Source organism: Sporosarcina psychrophila (genome assembly GCF_001590685.1).
Taxonomy (GTDB): Bacteria; Bacillota; Bacilli; order Bacillales_A; family Planococcaceae; genus Sporosarcina; species Sporosarcina psychrophila.
On record NZ_CP014616.1, the window covers coordinates 993,508 to 1,008,315 of the forward strand.

The window sequence follows — 14,808 nt, forward strand, 5'->3', positions numbered from 1 at the left end:
TAGATATCCTAATACTGAATGTTGAACTAACAGGTGCTTTCGTATTATAAGGTTAACCAGTTTTTACTGGTTGACCTTTTTTTAATTGGATTTAATATATCAGTAGCCAGGGTAGGACGTACGGGTGCGTGGGGCATTGATCCCGTCAAGTAAACTGTCCACCCCCTACTTGTAGAAACATGTTTGAGGCTGGTTGGGACGTAGATCTCGTATAACAAGCGAAGCTATGACACTACAAGAAGGATTAGGGGTACTGGCAAGTAGAAATTAGAGGAGGAATAAAAATGAATCCAGTAGTTGGCCTGGATGTGGCAAAAGGAGAAAGCCAAGTTCAGGCATTCTTAGATAAATCAAAACCGTTTGGAAAGAGCTTTTCTGTGAAGCATACCAGAGAGGAATTACATCGCTTTATTGGATTTTTAAAAGAGATAGAAAAGATGACAGGACAAATGCCTATGGTCATTCTAGAATCCACTGGTCATTATCATACCCCCGTTGTTCAATTCATGGAGGAACATGATGTTATATATATCTTGCTTAACCCTATAATTTCTTATCAGGCTAAGAAGTCCAGTTTAAGAAAGGTGAAAACGGACGCAATCGATGCGTATCAGTTGTGTGTGCTTTATTACAAAGAAGATTTTGAACCTCATAAAAACAGAGGGCTTCAGCTTTTAGACCTTCGAAATCTTTCAAGACAACAGGAGATCGTTACGAATATGTATGTAGAAGCAAAACTTCAGTTTCATACTATTTTAGATCAAGTATTTCCTGAATATCGGAAGGTTTTTGGTGATCTATATTCAAAGGTTTCTTTATTGATGTTAGAGGAATTTCCGACTTCAGAAGCCGTCTTATCAGCTGGGGAAAGTAAAATAGCCGTGCGTGTTGCAGAGTTCTGCCCTAGTCGTTCTGTCCAATGGGCAAGAGAAAAGGCAAAAAAAATAATGGATGCCGCAATGCGAAATCCATTTCAAAAAGTCGTGTATCAAAGTCACTTAATCAATCTTCAAATGTATATTGAGATGCTTTTTCAGTACCAAGGACACCTTTCAATTTTAGAGAATCGTATTGTGACCTTGGCAAATGAGCTAGAAGACTACAAGATTGTCCAATCGATTCCTGGAATAGGAGAAAAAATCGCTGCAACGATTATCTCCGAAATTGGTGAAATCGATCGGTTTAGTCATCCGAAAAAACTGGTTGCCTTTGCAGGAGTAGATCCCAGAGTTTACTCATCAGGAAAGTTCACAGCAACAACCAACCGTATTACTAAAAGAGGTTCAAGCAGACTGCGTCACGCCTTGTATCTAGCAGTATTATGTGGAATAAGAAGTTCAAGGAACAAAAAGCTTAAAGAATTCTATGGTAAGAAAAAGTCAGAAGGAAAGCCAGCCAAAGTAGCGATTGTAGCCTGTATTAATAAATTACTTCATTGGATTTATGCATTATTAAACAGAAAAGAATCTTTCCTTGATATAGCTTAATTAACAGTTTTAATAATGAGAGAGAAAATCTTCCAAAAGGTTTTTGGAGGGCTGTTTGGCATGCTCAAAATAGTATAACATAGGGTTAATAATTATTTTAGAGAAAAATATTGACATCCTATTAGCTGGTTTACTTCATTAATGAGTAAAGCTTTTTTTTATTCAACTAACTGGGCAGGTTAGTTGAACAAGAATAAAAAGAAAACCTACTTATAGTTTTTAAAAAGATTATTCATTTAATACGAAGTTTGATTATATAAATAAAGATTTATTATTTTTTAAAAATGATTAAAGTTATCTCCCCTCTAAAGGATGGCTTAGAGGGGAGATAAACTTTAATTGAATATTTATGTTAACATAATTATGAAGATTGAGAATAAATATTCGATCATATTAATAAGGTCCGTGATTGTATAGTAATTATTTAAAATTACTCAATGAATATTATATTTTTAGGAGGTCAATATGAAATGGAAAGGAATACTTATAGAACAAGTCAATTATTTGAAATTCTAGGTGTATCAAGAGATGCACTTAGGTATTACGAGAAACAAGGAATTGTAAAACCAAACCATGATGAATCAAATAATTATCGACAGTATAATGATTATGATATATATACATTATTGGTAGCGGATTTTTATATAAAGAGAAACTTATCGATGAAAGAAGTTAGAAAACTACAAGAAGGAAGAGCAATAGAAGAACTGGAAACTTTATTAGAAGTAAAAGCCGAACAATTAGAAGAAACCATACGAAATAAAAAATTCATGCTTCAAAAAATAAAAGAAACAAAAGTATTCTGTGAGGAATTAAAAGAACACTTAAACCAATACTCCATAAGGAAATTCCCAACCTATGAAGTAATTGATGAGTTTTCTGACTTTTATTCCTTTCTGGAGTATCCTGCTTTATTGCAAAATATGGATATGATGAAGGATGATATTCTTAGCAAAATCATGAGGGAATTTACTTTTGATGAAAACGGGTTTCTAGATTCCAAGATGTATATTGTTGAAAAGCATGAAACGATACATAAGGAAAATATCGGATGTTATTTACAATATTCTAAATGCATCTATACAATTGTTGAGGATGGCAGGTATCAAAATGGAAATAGTGATATTAAATATAAAGTTTTTGAATCCACTGTGGAATGGGGAAACGAACAAGGACTTAAACCAAAAGGGGTTGCTTTTGTTAATACTCGTCTTATTACATATCTTGATAACAAAGAACGAGCCTTCTTAGAAATATATGTTCCTGTTGAAGAAGAGTAAAATACTTTTTATTGATATTGACCTGGGGGTAACACCATAGTTTATCTTTATAACCAATGGAACAAGTGCAAACTGTTCTATTGGTTATTTATATATATAGGAGGGTGTTTGGTTTGAGTGGAATGGTAAAAAAGTATATTATATGGACCTATGTCATGTTCTTTGTATTTCTTCTTGTCATAGGGCTGACGATGTTTTTTTTAAAGTCTCAGCCCGTAGTAGATATATTAATCGTGCTATCATCATGGACGTCTACATTTGTCTTCGTAACAATGTTCCGTAAAATCTATCCCCAATGGAACCTATGGAACTTTATAAAAAGCCAATTTAGGGAAAGAATCAGAATATCGACTGTATTGTGTGTCGTTCTTATTCAATTTTTGCTTTTAATTGGTAGTTTATTAATGACAAACAAAGTATGGAATGTGCCCGTATATGAACAATTTACTGCTTCATGGACTTCACTTCTTATCTTATTTGGCTACAATTTAATTCTTGGACCACTCGGGGAAGAATTAGGGTGGAGGGGATTTGTATTAAATGATTTGCAAAAAAGATTCAGTCCATTAAAATCAGCCATTATCGTTGGATTGGCTTGGGGCTTCTGGCATACACCGTTATGGCTTATGTCAGGATACTCAGGATTACAATTGGTGCAATATATCATTTGTTTCTTGTGTGGCATTGTTGCTGTATCAATCATCATAACTGCATTTTATAACTTGAATCATAATCTCATTATTCCTATTGTGATTCACCAACTTTTCAATTATTTTTTGCTCATTCAAGTTGGAAACGTACTTAATACTCTTACAGTTTCCTCTGTAATATATTTAATAGTGGCTATAGTTTTAGTTTTAGTTAATTATAAAAAGTGCTTATTGAGGTAATTAAATGGAGCATCTGGTTTTTGCAAAGTTTGAATCGAAAAAATAGTACACTAAAAGTAAAGTAAGTTTTTTTATGTAGACCTTCTTCAACTAACAGGGGCTTTAGTTGAAGAAGGGACTGCCTCTACATAGTAGTTTTTTCTAAAGTATTTAATATTACTTCACTAAAATATTTCCAACATATTTAGCCGTTCCAAAATCAGCAGTAAGATTTACCTCAATTAAATGGTCACCTTTTTCATTTGGGTAATTAAAAGTTTGACCATTAAACATTAATAGTTCTTCTTCACCAGCCTTAACTGCTACTTGTAGTTCTTTTGCTAATTCTAAACTGTCTGCTGTTTTTATCGTACTTCTTTTACCTAGCTTATATCGATTTGAAAATAGTCTCTTTTATTAAGAAAGGGGGACTTTTTAAATTATTGGAGGTGTCATAAATAGACCGATAAAAGGTCAGGAACGGTTTTGGGGGGAGATAGATTTCAACCTATAGAGATATTAATGTTTATTAAATTGACAAATTGGTTTTTGTCGATGTATAATGTGAACATGGATAAGATAAATATTTTTAAATCACTTTCAAATGATGCTCGGCTGCAAATCCTAGAATGGCTTAAAGATCCTTCGGATCATTTTGAACCACAGGATGGGATTGATTTAGTTGAAGTTGGTGTTTGCGTTAGTCAAATAACAAATAAGTTAAACATGACTCAATCTACTGCTTCCCAATACTTGTCAACCTTACAAAAAGCGGGTTTAATTGAGGCCACAAGGTTAGGTAAATGGACTTATTACAAAAGGGATGAGGAAGCCATAAGAAACCTTGGTATATTCATTCAAACAGAACTATAACAATAACCAAATTCCGTTATGAATTTGGTTATTGTTATCACTTACACATCGACAATTCGGGATATGTATTTCTGTGTTGCGAGTCGTTTAGACTAATAAGTGGTTATAAATAATATTCTTATTGCAAATATATATTTAAGGAAAGAGGAAAAGATGAATATGAAAGCATGGAAAAAGCAAGGCGTAGGATTGGAAAACTTAAAATTAGTAGATGTGGATATTCCGAAACCAGGTCCTAAACAACTGTTGGTACGTGTGAAGGCTGTATCCCTCAATTTCCGGGATAAATCAATTATGGATGGTGATTATTTACCAGACTTAATGAGTAAACCTTTCACACCCGTATCGGATGCAGCTGGAGTTGTAATCGGTGTGGGTTCAGAGGTAACAAAATTTAATGAAGGTGACCGGGTGGTTTCCCATCTTTACACAAAATGGACTGATGGAGCACCAACCGAGGACTATGGCCCAACTGCAGTGGGTGGACCTAATGATGGTGGTCTTGCGGAATATATGCTCCTAGACGAAGACGCAGCGGTAATGACACCTTCTAATATGACAGATGAAGAAGCGTCTACACTTCCGATTGCAGCCTTAACAGTTTGGTTTTCTTTAGTTGAATATGGAAAAATAAAAGCCGGCGATACAGTACTTATTCTTGGTACGGGGGGAGTATCAATCTATGCGATTCAAATCGCTTCTGCACTAGGGGCAAGAGTTATTGTCACAACTAGCAGTGACGAAAAGGGCGAACGAGTAAGGGCTCTAGGAGCAAAAGAAGTTATAAACTATGTGAAAACACCGGATTGGGAAAAAGAAGTATTAAAGCTCACGGATGGTAAGGGAGCTCAGCATATTTTAGAAGTTGTTGGTGGAGATAGTATTAACCGTTCCATTGATGCTCTTGCACAACAAGGAAATATCTATGTCATTGGGTTCCTGAAGAGTATGATGGCAGAAGTAAATTTGTTTTCATTGTTGTCCAAACAAGCGCGTATACAAGGTATCTTTGTGGGGCATCGGAAAGCTTTCGATGAAATGAACAAAGAATTTAATGAACTGAACATTAAACCCGTGATTGACACAGTTTATCCCTTTTCTGATGCAATCCAAGCCTATGAGCATCTGGGTCGTGGAGCATTCGGTAAAATCGTAATCAAAGTATCTGAATGAGGAAGCATATATTCAAACTTTATATTGGTTTATAGCCCGACTATTTATCTTAATTTATTTCAATTAAAAAGTAACAACGCTAAATAAATATAAAAGTCCTTGGAGCATAGTATCCTCGGGCTTTTGTTATTTATCTGAAAAAAATAGTTATGACGAATTATATGGAGGTTTTTATATGGGAATGAATTATTGCTCGAACTGTGGAGAAGTGTTAGAAATACGTGTCATTAATGATGAAGAGTATAAAGCATGTTCAAGCTGTTCATTTATTCATTGGGGAAATTACAGTGTAAGTGTTGGAGCTTTAGTCATAAAAGAGGAAAAAATGTTACTCGTTCGCCGTAAAGATAATCCTGGGAAAGGGAAATGGACAAACCCCGGTGGTTATATTGGTCAAACAGAACTTATTGAACAAAGTGTCATACGTGAAGTATTAGAAGAAACAGGTGTAACTACAAAAGTGAAATCGATCGTAATGTTGGGGGATTATCCAGGTCGAGTACATAATATTTATATTGGATTTTTGATGGAATATTTAGAAGGGCAGCCACAACCAGATGAAGTTGAAGTAGATGGTGCAGGCTTTTTCTCATTGGAGGAAATGGAATCAATGAATGTTGCTGATATGACTCGTGGACTGGTACGAATCGCTTTTGATCATCAAACGATTGGATTAAAATTGAACCCCTTACCAAAAACAGAATTTAATGGCTACACGTTTTTTAATGTATAACACTAATTATAGGAAGGATTCGGATTCCGAACGATTTATTGAAATAAAACATCGGTATAAGTGTATTCAAAAAAACTTGCGAATCTAACACAATAGAACTATGTTAGATTCATAAAGACAGCCTCAGCTCTTGCTACATAGGGGATGAAGCTGTTTTTTAGTCATCCATTTTTTTCGGTGCTCATTTGAATCTAACTTAACGCATTTTAGAATTAACTTAAGTTAGATTGGGGGGGCGTTAAAATGCGTGAGGTGAGGCATTAAAATGAAGGTTGCTCATTTTATAGCTATGTTGTGCCACAATTGCGCCTGATAGCTTAACAAGTTATACATTTCCAATAATTTTTCATCTCTGGAAGATCATACATTCGTTTGTTCTAATTTGTTGTAAATGTTTCTTGCCTTATGAGGTATCCTCCCTGTTCCAGTTTCCGTCTTACTTCCTGATGCAATATCTTTTTAAATTATTTCTCCTTCTTCCTGTTCAATTTTATGAGATTTACTTCGAGAACATTATTAAGTTCATCAGGACCATACGCTGTTACAATTACTCTTTCCTCTACTAGTTCAGCGCGGTGATCTGTCAAGTAGTCTCTTAATAGTTTCGTAGCTGGTTCCGCATCCATATATTCTTTTTCTATTTCCGTTATTTCATTGCAAGCTGTAAGCCATAGTAAAAGCAGGTTTACAAACAACGATTTAGAATAGATTGAGTTCATCTATCTTACCCCTCCTGAATACCGAATACTAAATCAAATAGCCCGATTATTGAATTGTCAAAGTTCGTCTTGTCTACGTAATTAAATCGAATTTTTTACAAAATTTGTTCAATATTGGCAAGGCTGGTACATTAACTATAATAGGATTTATTTTCCGGAAATACTGCCCGTATTGGGTGCGACAGTCTGTGATGCCACAGTGGTCGTTGGAGTATAACTAACGGATAGGGTTCTATGGCACCATAGTTCATCGACCTTCTTCGCAAGCCGTAGTATCCAATAACAGTTCTGCACATATTTTCAACTTCTGTGGTGTAGCGCTGATTTTGCGCTACATGTATGGCGGTTAGTTGAAGAAAAGTGTCAAATGACCGGGGGTTCTCAAGGATGAACAAATTAGGAAAAGTGCTTCAATGGTTAGGTTTTATTCTTATTGCTTTAGGACCGTTTTTTGACTTAGAAGATACGTATGCAAACTACCTTCCTATACTTATGATAAGTGGTTCAACTCTTGCTCTGTTAGGGAGTCTGCTGAGTAAGCCAAAGAAGTTAGAGATTTTGGCAATTTGTTTAGGCATTTTGTCTTTAATAGCTTATTTTTATTTAGATCAACGGTTGATATACAAAATTTTAATCATAACAATTCTTGTGTTAGTTGTAGTACATGGCATTTTGGATAAGAAAAATCATCATTTAAAATGAATAACCTGGGAACTCAGTATTATAAAAGTCTGAATTACCGGTCTTATCGAAGTGGCGGGGAAGACTAAAGGGGTAGTTCAGTTGAAGAGGGCTTATTGAAATGATCAAATTTTTTATGAAAAAGGTGGACCGGAATTTCCTATCTCTATATAGAAGGGATTTCGGTTTTACCTGTAGATCAGGTACCTGTTAAGTAATAATAATGTTATTCCATTGAAGGGCCATTATATGTAGTAGGATTTTTGATCGTATAATGCTCTTTTAGTTTAAAAAATAATTGTAGAATTAGAGAGGATGGTATTATTGGAAGTCCGACAAATGGCTACTGCATTCTTAATTCATCAAGGAAGTGTACTAATGATGAAAAAGAAAAAAAGTAAAATCTTTAATTTTGAATTTTGGGGTGGAATTGGAGGTCATATGAAATCCGATGAACTTAATTCTCCAATGACGGCAAGTTACAGGGAAATTGAAGAAGAGACAGGATTTAAAAAGGATGACATCAAAAATTTCAGGCTTGAATACATACTGCTTGAGAAGAATAGCGGGGAAATACGTCAGCAATATGTCTACTTTGGAGAAACAAAGCATATGAACTTTATTCCTTCAGACGAAGGGGAATTATTTTGGGTTCCTAAGAATGAATTATCAGGTTTATACACCTCAAAAGTTATCAGTTCAACTATTGAACACTATTTGAATAACATAACTAATACCGATGATATATTTGTTGGAACGATGATGACTAGCAATGAATTTAATCCCAAAATTCAATGGTCAACTATCAAAGAGACCGTTGATTTTTAATTTTTTTATCCTAACTAGTTATACAGAAACTTGTTTTTTTTAACTACTGAAGTCTTATTTTCAATAGTTCAACATAAAGGATCTCCCGTAAAAGGGAGTTTTTTTAATGGAAGAAAGAAGGGCCTGGATTTTCATTATCAGGCCATTTTATTGAAAATCAAAAGAAATTAATAGGATGATAATTATGAAAGAGGTTCATTCGGAAAGCATTCACTTACAAGAGAGCTGTCATCTTATTAAGCAAACGGGTGCGTTAGCGGAGCGAGTCTATAACTGCTCATGCGGTTCTGTGCTTAATAGAGACTATAACTCTACCTAATAAATTTTTGATTTAGTTAGTTAGTCAGATTAACTAGTTCAATAATTTTTAAAGACATATGCTATCCAGACAGGTTGATTATTATTTTTCAACTTGATCATTATTTAGAAAGGAGGTACAAAAATGAGTAATTGGAAATGTGAATATTGTCATTACAAAAGTGAAAATCTTGAAAAATTTTGCAGACGATGCGATGCTCGGTATCCATGGATAGTTAACACTGACGCTGACGCAACTGCTGATGCTGACGCAACTGCTGATGCCGACGCAACTGGTGACGCCGACGCAACTGCTGATGCCGACGCAACTGCTGATGCCGATGCAACTGGTGACGCCGATGCAACTGGTGACGCCGATGCAACCGCTGATGCCGACGCAACAGCTGATGCTGACGCAACAGCTGATGCAACAGCTGATGCCGACGCAACAGCTGATGCCGACGCAACTGCTGATGCTGACGCAACTGCTGATGCCGATGCAACTGGTGACGCCGATGCAACTGGTGATGCCGATGCAACTGCTGATGCCGACGCAACTGGTGATGCCGACGCAACCGGTGACGCCGACGCAACTGCTGACGCCGACGCAACTGCTGACGCCGACGCAACTGGTGACGCCGACGCAACTGGTGACGCCGACGCAACTGGTGACGCCGACGCAACTGCCGACGCCGACGCAACTGCCGACGCCGACGCAACTGGTGACGCCGACGCAACTGGAGACGCCGACGCAACTGGTGACGCCGACGCAACTGGTGACGCCGACGCAACTGCTGACGCCGACGCAACTGGAGATGCCGACGCAACTGGAGATGCCGACGCAACTGGTGACGCCGACGCAACTGCCGACGCCGACGCAACTGGCGACGCCGATGCAACTGGAGATGCCGATGCAACTGGAGACGCCGATGCAACTGGAGACGCCGATGCAACTGGAGACGCCGATGCAACTGGAGACGCCGACGCAACTGGTGACGCCGATGCAACTGGTGACGCCGACGCAACTGGAGATGCCGACGCAACTGGAGATGCCGACGCAACTGGTGACGCCGACGCAACTGCCGACGCCGACGCAACTGGCGACGCCGACGCAACTGGTGACGCCGATGCAACTGGTGACGCCGATGCAACTGGTGACGCCGATGCAACTGCAACTGCCGATGCAACTGGAGACGCCGATGCAACTGGTGACGCCGACGCAACTGGTGACGCCGACGCAACTGGCGACGCCGACGCAACTGGTGACGCCGATGCAACTGGTGACGCCGATGCAACTGGTGACGCCGATGCAACTGGTGACGCCGATGCAACTGGTGATGCCGATGCAACTGGTGATGCCGATGCAACTGGAGATGCCGACGCAACTGGAGATGCTGACGCAACTGCCGATGCCGATGCAACTGGTGACGCCGATGCAACTGGAGATGCTGATGCAACCGCCGATTCCGATGCAACTGGTGACGCCGATGCAACTGGTGACGCCGATGCAACTGGTGACGCCGATGCAACTGCTGATGCCGACGCAACTGGAGATGCCGATGCAACTGCCGATGCCGATGCAACTGGTGACGCCGATGCAACTGGTGACGCCGATGCAACTGCTGATGCCGATGCAACTGCCGATGCCGATGCAACTGGTGACGCCGACGCAACTGGTGACGCTGACGCAACTGGTGACGCCGATGCAACTGGTGATGCCGATGCAACTGGTGACGCCGACGCAACTGGAGATGCCGATGCAACTGGTGACGCTGACGCAACTGGTGACGCCGATGCAACTGGTGATGCTGATGCAACTGGAGACGCCGATGCAACCGCATCTGGTGATGCAACTGCGACTGGAGACGCCGATGCAACTGGAGACGCTGATGCAACTGGAGATGCCGACGCAACCGCCGATTCCGATGCAACTGGAGATGCCGATGCAACCGCCGATTCCGATGCAACTGGTGATGCTGACTCAACTGCTACCGCAAACGCTGGAAACAATACCTTTACAAATGGAAACAATACCGTTATCAACGTAACCGATAATAGTGCTGGATTTATGGCTATGACTCTATCTAATCTTATTATGATGGAAAGCTTAATGGGTAACCAGAATTCAGACAATATAGAACCTCTAGTTTCTAAATTCAGTAATATAATGAATGAGTTATTACAAAGTGAATATAGTAATCGCAAAGCTATCCTTGACGCTATTAATTCTCTCAAAAAAGAATAGAAAAGAATCGGAGGAGGCTACATGACAAAAACAAATGTCTCACGCTGTATGATTTCTACGGAGGAAGATAGCGATAACCTATATGTAAAAGTTAAAAATAAGAACCAAGAACTTAGTCGTCAATTCACCATAAATGCATACAGTAAAAATTCACCGACAAAGGAATTATTACCTGTTTATGTCGATAATCAACCTGCACATATAGATACCCTAGATCCTGATGCAGAAAAAGTCTATAGAATAGACGTGTCAAATGTAAAGGGGCAGGTTATTTTCGAGATTATCCAAAAAATGGGCAGCTCAAGTATTAAGGTTTCCAAAAACAGCAAAAACCCCTTTTCGGTAGAATTACACATTAAATAAAAATAGCTTGGATTTTCGTGGCAACTAAATCCACCTAAATAAAATGATAGACATAATTTTGATCTGAGAATATTTTTCTTGAAATATAATTTCTTCAACTAACAAGTTACTTTAGTTAAACAATCGGCTGCCTTTACAGGGCAGCTTTTTCTTAATGAAATTAAATATTTCCTAAAACGGGCATTGCGTCTACTAGATCTGCTTGAAAAAGTTATGAATCAAACACAATATAAATATGTTAGATTTGCGAAAATTTCCTCTTTCATTTACATAGGAAGACTTTTATCTATTGCATGTGTCATAACTTATTGAGTAATGAAGTTAAATATTTCCATGAACGGATTTTAAGATGATCTGGATTGGAGATGTATAAGGTTTAATCTCATGGAGACAAACCTTTACCTTCTACTTCAACTAACGCAGCAAGTTAATTGAAAGGGTTAACCATATTAAGATAATTAAGGGGTGTGAAGGAAATGACAAAAGAATATATTAATGTTGATTTCACTATGAATACATTTGATACAAGTAAAATGGACATGTGGACTAAAGAACAGTGGAAGGAATGGGGTGGGGATCCAGAGGATAATATAGAAATTCAACTATTGTTGATTAATGATACTAAGTTTTATTTGAAAGTAATGGGGATTTATTATAACGAAGAAACAGGAGACATGTTTTTTGGTTTTGATACACAAAATAAACTTGATCGAGACATAAATATTCAATTCGGCAAATGGAAGATAGATGAAAGTATTAATGATTTATCCCATGAAAAGCCCCAGTATATGGAGAAATACTCTGAAATAAGAGGTTTTCAAAGGTTTGTGAAGCGTACATATTTGGAAAGTTGGGATACGATAACAACAGAAATAAGTATTCTCGACGCAGAAACAAACTTAAGTATTAGAGAATTTAAATTTAAAATAGAAAAGCATTTAATCCAGGTTTTTTAGTAAAGTATCGTAGGATTGCCATGGGTAATTCTAATTGATTTTTCATACAACGCGGCAGTATATAGGAGGAAGTGAATGACAATATCTATTCACGATGGTGTGTTAATTGGGTACTCAGTAAATTTTCTTGAAAATGAATTGCTATTAGATATCGAAACGGTGGCAGATGAAATTGTAACAGTTACATTCGAGGATTACTTAGCACATTATTTCGATCATGTAATGGCGGGAAGTATTTTATTTGATATTGAAGAAGTAGATTTGAATACATTTTTCGTAGGGAACAGAGAACAATTTGAGTCCCATAAATTATATGCTTGGCCGATTTGCTACGATGATACGAATGAACTCGAAAAATACTTACAAAAGAATAATTATAAATGCTATGTGATTAGTGCGTCACTAGGATTAAGTGGTTATGTATTTGCAAAAACGCTTAAAAATAAAAGGAAATGATAAGTTGGAGGAGAAAAAAGTTTGTGAAATATTCTACTAAACTCCCATGAAAATAAAAAAAACAGCCCCATTCTTCAGAGAATATAGGCAAGGCTGGTGCAATAAGCAAGGGAGGATTAATCGCCCGTAAGCGCTACTCGTATTGGGTGCGACAGTCTGTGATGCATCATGGTCGTTGGAGTTAGCCTAACAGGTAGGGTTGTTTAATAAGAATGAAAAGTTAAGGTGCATTGTAAAGTGAAGTGAGGCTGATGAATAAAAATGAAAGAATGTTGTTTTAAAATTAATTTATCTTTAGAAGAAGCTAAAAAAAAATATTGTAGTTGGATGAATGAAGAGATTGAATTTGAGTTGGATGAGTACGGGGATTGTGTTGATAAATCAGTACACATTTCTGAAACTGAAGATGGATGGACATATTTTGTGGACTTTGAAGGAGGAGCATTCTTTGGTTTATCGAATCAGGCATGGACGAAACTGGCAAATGGTAGATCTGTTATCTATGCTTACTATGATGAAGATTTAAATGCAGAACTTATAGTAATAAAAAATGGTACGTTAATAAGAGAGTTTTCACTTTATGAAGATGAACCAGATGCTAATGTGAATTTGGGAGCATTTGAATATGAAGAACATTCACCAATAGTAGATTGGAAAGATGTAGTTACTTTTCTTGAAAAAGAATTCACACTTAATTAATAGGTGCTTATTGTAACTAACGGGGTAGGTTCGTTTAACATGGTTTAATCTATTTTTTGTTGAATTTGACAAAAGAAAGGAGGACACAAAGTTGGATATTAGATATCAAAAATTAATCTCATGGGTTGAAGATATAAAGGAGCTAAATCACTGCTCCGCATCGGCATTGCTTATACTTAAGGATGATGAAATGGTACTAGAGCATTACAGTGGAAGCCACTCTAATAGAGAAGGTTCATTGCCTATAACGCAATTTTCACAGTTTAATGTTGCATCGGCGAGAAAAAGTTATTTAGGGCTAGCTGTTGCATATGCAATCCATGAAGGTAAAATTAAAAGTCTTGATGATTATGCAGTAAATTACTTTGAAGAATTTGATAAAGAATTACTTGGTAGAACAACCATTAGAAATTTAATTACGCATTCTCATGGTTTAAATGAGGACGAGTATGGAATGGTTTATAGAGAGTTTGACCCAGGTCAAGGGTGGGCGTATAGAGGGATTAATGTATTAATGATGACACAATTAATTAAACAACTATACAACCAAAGTGTTTCTGAATTGTTACACGAAAGAATCTTTTTACCTTTAGGTTATAAGGAAACAGCTTGGCAAACAAAAGAAAATGAAAATTTAGTTAAAGTTATTGTTAATCCTAACGAAGAGGCAACATCTAAACTGGGCAATTCAAATGATGGAACTGAGTCTAACCTTTATGTCTCTGCTCGAGAATTTGCACATTGGGGCAATCTTCATTTAAGAAAAGGAAATATAAATGGAGAACAAGTTGTTCCAAAAGAAGTAATTGAAATTGCAACACAAGTTCAAAGCCCTACATATAAAAATGCAGAAACCCCATTGAATGGTGCGTTTTGGTTTGTTCAAGGAACTCCGTCATTAAAAAGCGAGATTGGAGACCGAGTGCCTAAAGGTGCTTTTCAAATAATAGGGGTAACAGGTCCAACTTTATTAGTAATACCTGAATATAATGTTGTTGTTGCAAAGATGTATAACAAAAGATATAACTATGAAGGAATTGACGGGAAAAATTATCTCTATTATTTAAGAGAATTTAGTAATTTAGTAGCTGATATATTTTCTGAATAATTTCTCATTTAACTAACAGGTGCTTAAGTGAAGAGTCGGCT

The 14,808-nt window shown here is 37.3% G+C and carries 15 protein-coding genes; 14 read left to right on the plus strand and 1 reads right to left on the minus strand.

The genetic code is table 11. The features are described 5' to 3' along the window. The first annotated feature begins 284 nt into the window (after positions 1 to 284). The 6 genes from AZE41_RS04730 (at position 285) to AZE41_RS04755 (ending at position 6,415) form a co-directional block, all read left to right on the plus strand. Entirely contained in the window at positions 285 to 1,487 is a 1,203-nt protein-coding gene (locus AZE41_RS04730) for an IS110 family RNA-guided transposase (RefSeq protein ID WP_067206251.1), read from the plus strand. Positions 1,488 to 1,957: 470 nt separating this feature from the next. After that, positions 1,958 to 2,767 (plus strand): MerR family transcriptional regulator, encoded by an 810-nt coding sequence (locus AZE41_RS04735; protein WP_067206254.1) that lies wholly within the window; start codon positions 1,958 to 1,960, stop codon positions 2,765 to 2,767. A 404-nt stretch (positions 2,768 to 3,171) separates the two neighbouring features. Then, entirely contained in the window at positions 3,172 to 3,657 is a 486-nt protein-coding gene (locus AZE41_RS23015) for a CPBP family intramembrane glutamic endopeptidase (protein ID WP_197485369.1), read from the plus strand. A gap of 549 nt (positions 3,658 to 4,206) precedes the next feature. After that, positions 4,207 to 4,509 carry an ArsR/SmtB family transcription factor gene (locus AZE41_RS04745; protein WP_067213845.1) on the plus strand — a complete coding sequence of 101 codons (303 nt, stop codon included), beginning with the start codon at positions 4,207 to 4,209 and terminating at the stop codon, positions 4,507 to 4,509. Positions 4,510 to 4,668: 159 nt separating this feature from the next. Next, the gene (locus AZE41_RS04750; protein WP_067213846.1) at positions 4,669 to 5,682 is read left to right on the plus strand and encodes a zinc-dependent alcohol dehydrogenase family protein; all 1,014 of its coding nucleotides are present in this window, start codon (positions 4,669 to 4,671) and stop codon (positions 5,680 to 5,682) included. A gap of 175 nt (positions 5,683 to 5,857) precedes the next feature. Continuing rightward, complete coding sequence (locus tag AZE41_RS04755) at positions 5,858 to 6,415, plus strand: NUDIX hydrolase (RefSeq protein ID WP_067206256.1); 558 nt, start codon at positions 5,858 to 5,860, stop codon at positions 6,413 to 6,415. Between the two features lie 464 nt (positions 6,416 to 6,879). Here AZE41_RS04755 and AZE41_RS04760 read toward each other — a convergent pair whose 3' ends face one another. Beyond that, a complete protein-coding gene (locus AZE41_RS04760) occupies positions 6,880 to 7,134 on the minus strand; it encodes a hypothetical protein (RefSeq protein ID WP_067206259.1) in 255 nt (84 codons plus the stop codon). 387 nt (positions 7,135 to 7,521) lie between these two features. On the opposite strand from AZE41_RS04760, the gene AZE41_RS04765 reads away from it, so the two are divergent. From AZE41_RS04765 to AZE41_RS04800, 8 genes are all read left to right on the plus strand, one after another. Next, entirely contained in the window at positions 7,522 to 7,836 is a 315-nt protein-coding gene (locus tag AZE41_RS04765; RefSeq protein ID WP_067206261.1) for a hypothetical protein, read from the plus strand. A 318-nt stretch (positions 7,837 to 8,154) separates the two neighbouring features. Beyond that, positions 8,155 to 8,643 carry an NUDIX domain-containing protein gene (locus AZE41_RS04770; RefSeq protein WP_067213847.1) on the plus strand — a complete coding sequence of 163 codons (489 nt, stop codon included), beginning with the start codon at positions 8,155 to 8,157 and terminating at the stop codon, positions 8,641 to 8,643. A 560-nt stretch (positions 8,644 to 9,203) separates the two neighbouring features. Beyond that, positions 9,204 to 10,988: an atrophin-1 family protein gene (locus tag AZE41_RS22055; protein WP_156475964.1), complete on the plus strand. Its 1,785-nt coding sequence runs from the start codon at positions 9,204 to 9,206 to the stop codon at positions 10,986 to 10,988. A gap of 218 nt (positions 10,989 to 11,206) precedes the next feature. Next, positions 11,207 to 11,548 carry a hypothetical protein gene (locus AZE41_RS04780; RefSeq protein ID WP_067206265.1) on the plus strand — a complete coding sequence of 114 codons (342 nt, stop codon included), beginning with the start codon at positions 11,207 to 11,209 and terminating at the stop codon, positions 11,546 to 11,548. Positions 11,549 to 12,024: 476 nt separating this feature from the next. Further along, positions 12,025 to 12,504 (plus strand): hypothetical protein, encoded by a 480-nt coding sequence (locus AZE41_RS04785; protein ID WP_067206267.1) that lies wholly within the window; start codon positions 12,025 to 12,027, stop codon positions 12,502 to 12,504. A gap of 75 nt (positions 12,505 to 12,579) precedes the next feature. Next, positions 12,580 to 12,960: a hypothetical protein gene (locus tag AZE41_RS04790; protein ID WP_067206269.1), complete on the plus strand. Its 381-nt coding sequence runs from the start codon at positions 12,580 to 12,582 to the stop codon at positions 12,958 to 12,960. A 261-nt stretch (positions 12,961 to 13,221) separates the two neighbouring features. Then, positions 13,222 to 13,659: a hypothetical protein gene (locus tag AZE41_RS04795; protein ID WP_067206270.1), complete on the plus strand. Its 438-nt coding sequence runs from the start codon at positions 13,222 to 13,224 to the stop codon at positions 13,657 to 13,659. Positions 13,660 to 13,756: 97 nt separating this feature from the next. Then, on the plus strand, positions 13,757 to 14,767 hold the full coding sequence (locus tag AZE41_RS04800; RefSeq protein WP_370569993.1) for a serine hydrolase domain-containing protein: 1,011 nt from the start codon (positions 13,757 to 13,759) through the stop codon (positions 14,765 to 14,767). Positions 14,768 to 14,808 lie beyond the last annotated feature (41 nt).

Excerpts from the sequence above, each read along its gene's own strand:
- AZE41_RS04730 (WP_067206251.1), top strand. The coding sequence starts at position 285 with ATGAATCCAGTAGTTGGCCTGGATGTGGCAAAAGGAGAAAGCCAAGTT.
- AZE41_RS04735 (WP_067206254.1), top strand. The coding sequence starts at position 1,958 with ATGGAAAGGAATACTTATAGAACAAGTCAATTATTTGAAATTCTAGGT.
- AZE41_RS23015 (WP_197485369.1), top strand. The coding sequence starts at position 3,172 with ATGACAAACAAAGTATGGAATGTGCCCGTATATGAACAATTTACTGCT.
- AZE41_RS04745 (WP_067213845.1), top strand. The coding sequence starts at position 4,207 with ATGGATAAGATAAATATTTTTAAATCACTTTCAAATGATGCTCGGCTG.
- AZE41_RS04750 (WP_067213846.1), top strand. The coding sequence starts at position 4,669 with ATGAAAGCATGGAAAAAGCAAGGCGTAGGATTGGAAAACTTAAAATTA.
- AZE41_RS04755 (WP_067206256.1), top strand. The coding sequence starts at position 5,858 with ATGGGAATGAATTATTGCTCGAACTGTGGAGAAGTGTTAGAAATACGT.
- AZE41_RS04760 (WP_067206259.1), bottom strand. The coding sequence starts at position 7,134 with ATGAACTCAATCTATTCTAAATCGTTGTTTGTAAACCTGCTTTTACTA.
- AZE41_RS04765 (WP_067206261.1), top strand. The coding sequence starts at position 7,522 with ATGAACAAATTAGGAAAAGTGCTTCAATGGTTAGGTTTTATTCTTATT.
- AZE41_RS04770 (WP_067213847.1), top strand. The coding sequence starts at position 8,155 with ATGGCTACTGCATTCTTAATTCATCAAGGAAGTGTACTAATGATGAAA.
- AZE41_RS22055 (WP_156475964.1), top strand. The coding sequence starts at position 9,204 with ATGCTGACGCAACTGCTGATGCCGACGCAACTGGTGACGCCGACGCAA.
- AZE41_RS04780 (WP_067206265.1), top strand. The coding sequence starts at position 11,207 with ATGACAAAAACAAATGTCTCACGCTGTATGATTTCTACGGAGGAAGAT.
- AZE41_RS04785 (WP_067206267.1), top strand. The coding sequence starts at position 12,025 with ATGACAAAAGAATATATTAATGTTGATTTCACTATGAATACATTTGAT.
- AZE41_RS04790 (WP_067206269.1), top strand. The coding sequence starts at position 12,580 with ATGACAATATCTATTCACGATGGTGTGTTAATTGGGTACTCAGTAAAT.
- AZE41_RS04795 (WP_067206270.1), top strand. The coding sequence starts at position 13,222 with ATGAAAGAATGTTGTTTTAAAATTAATTTATCTTTAGAAGAAGCTAAA.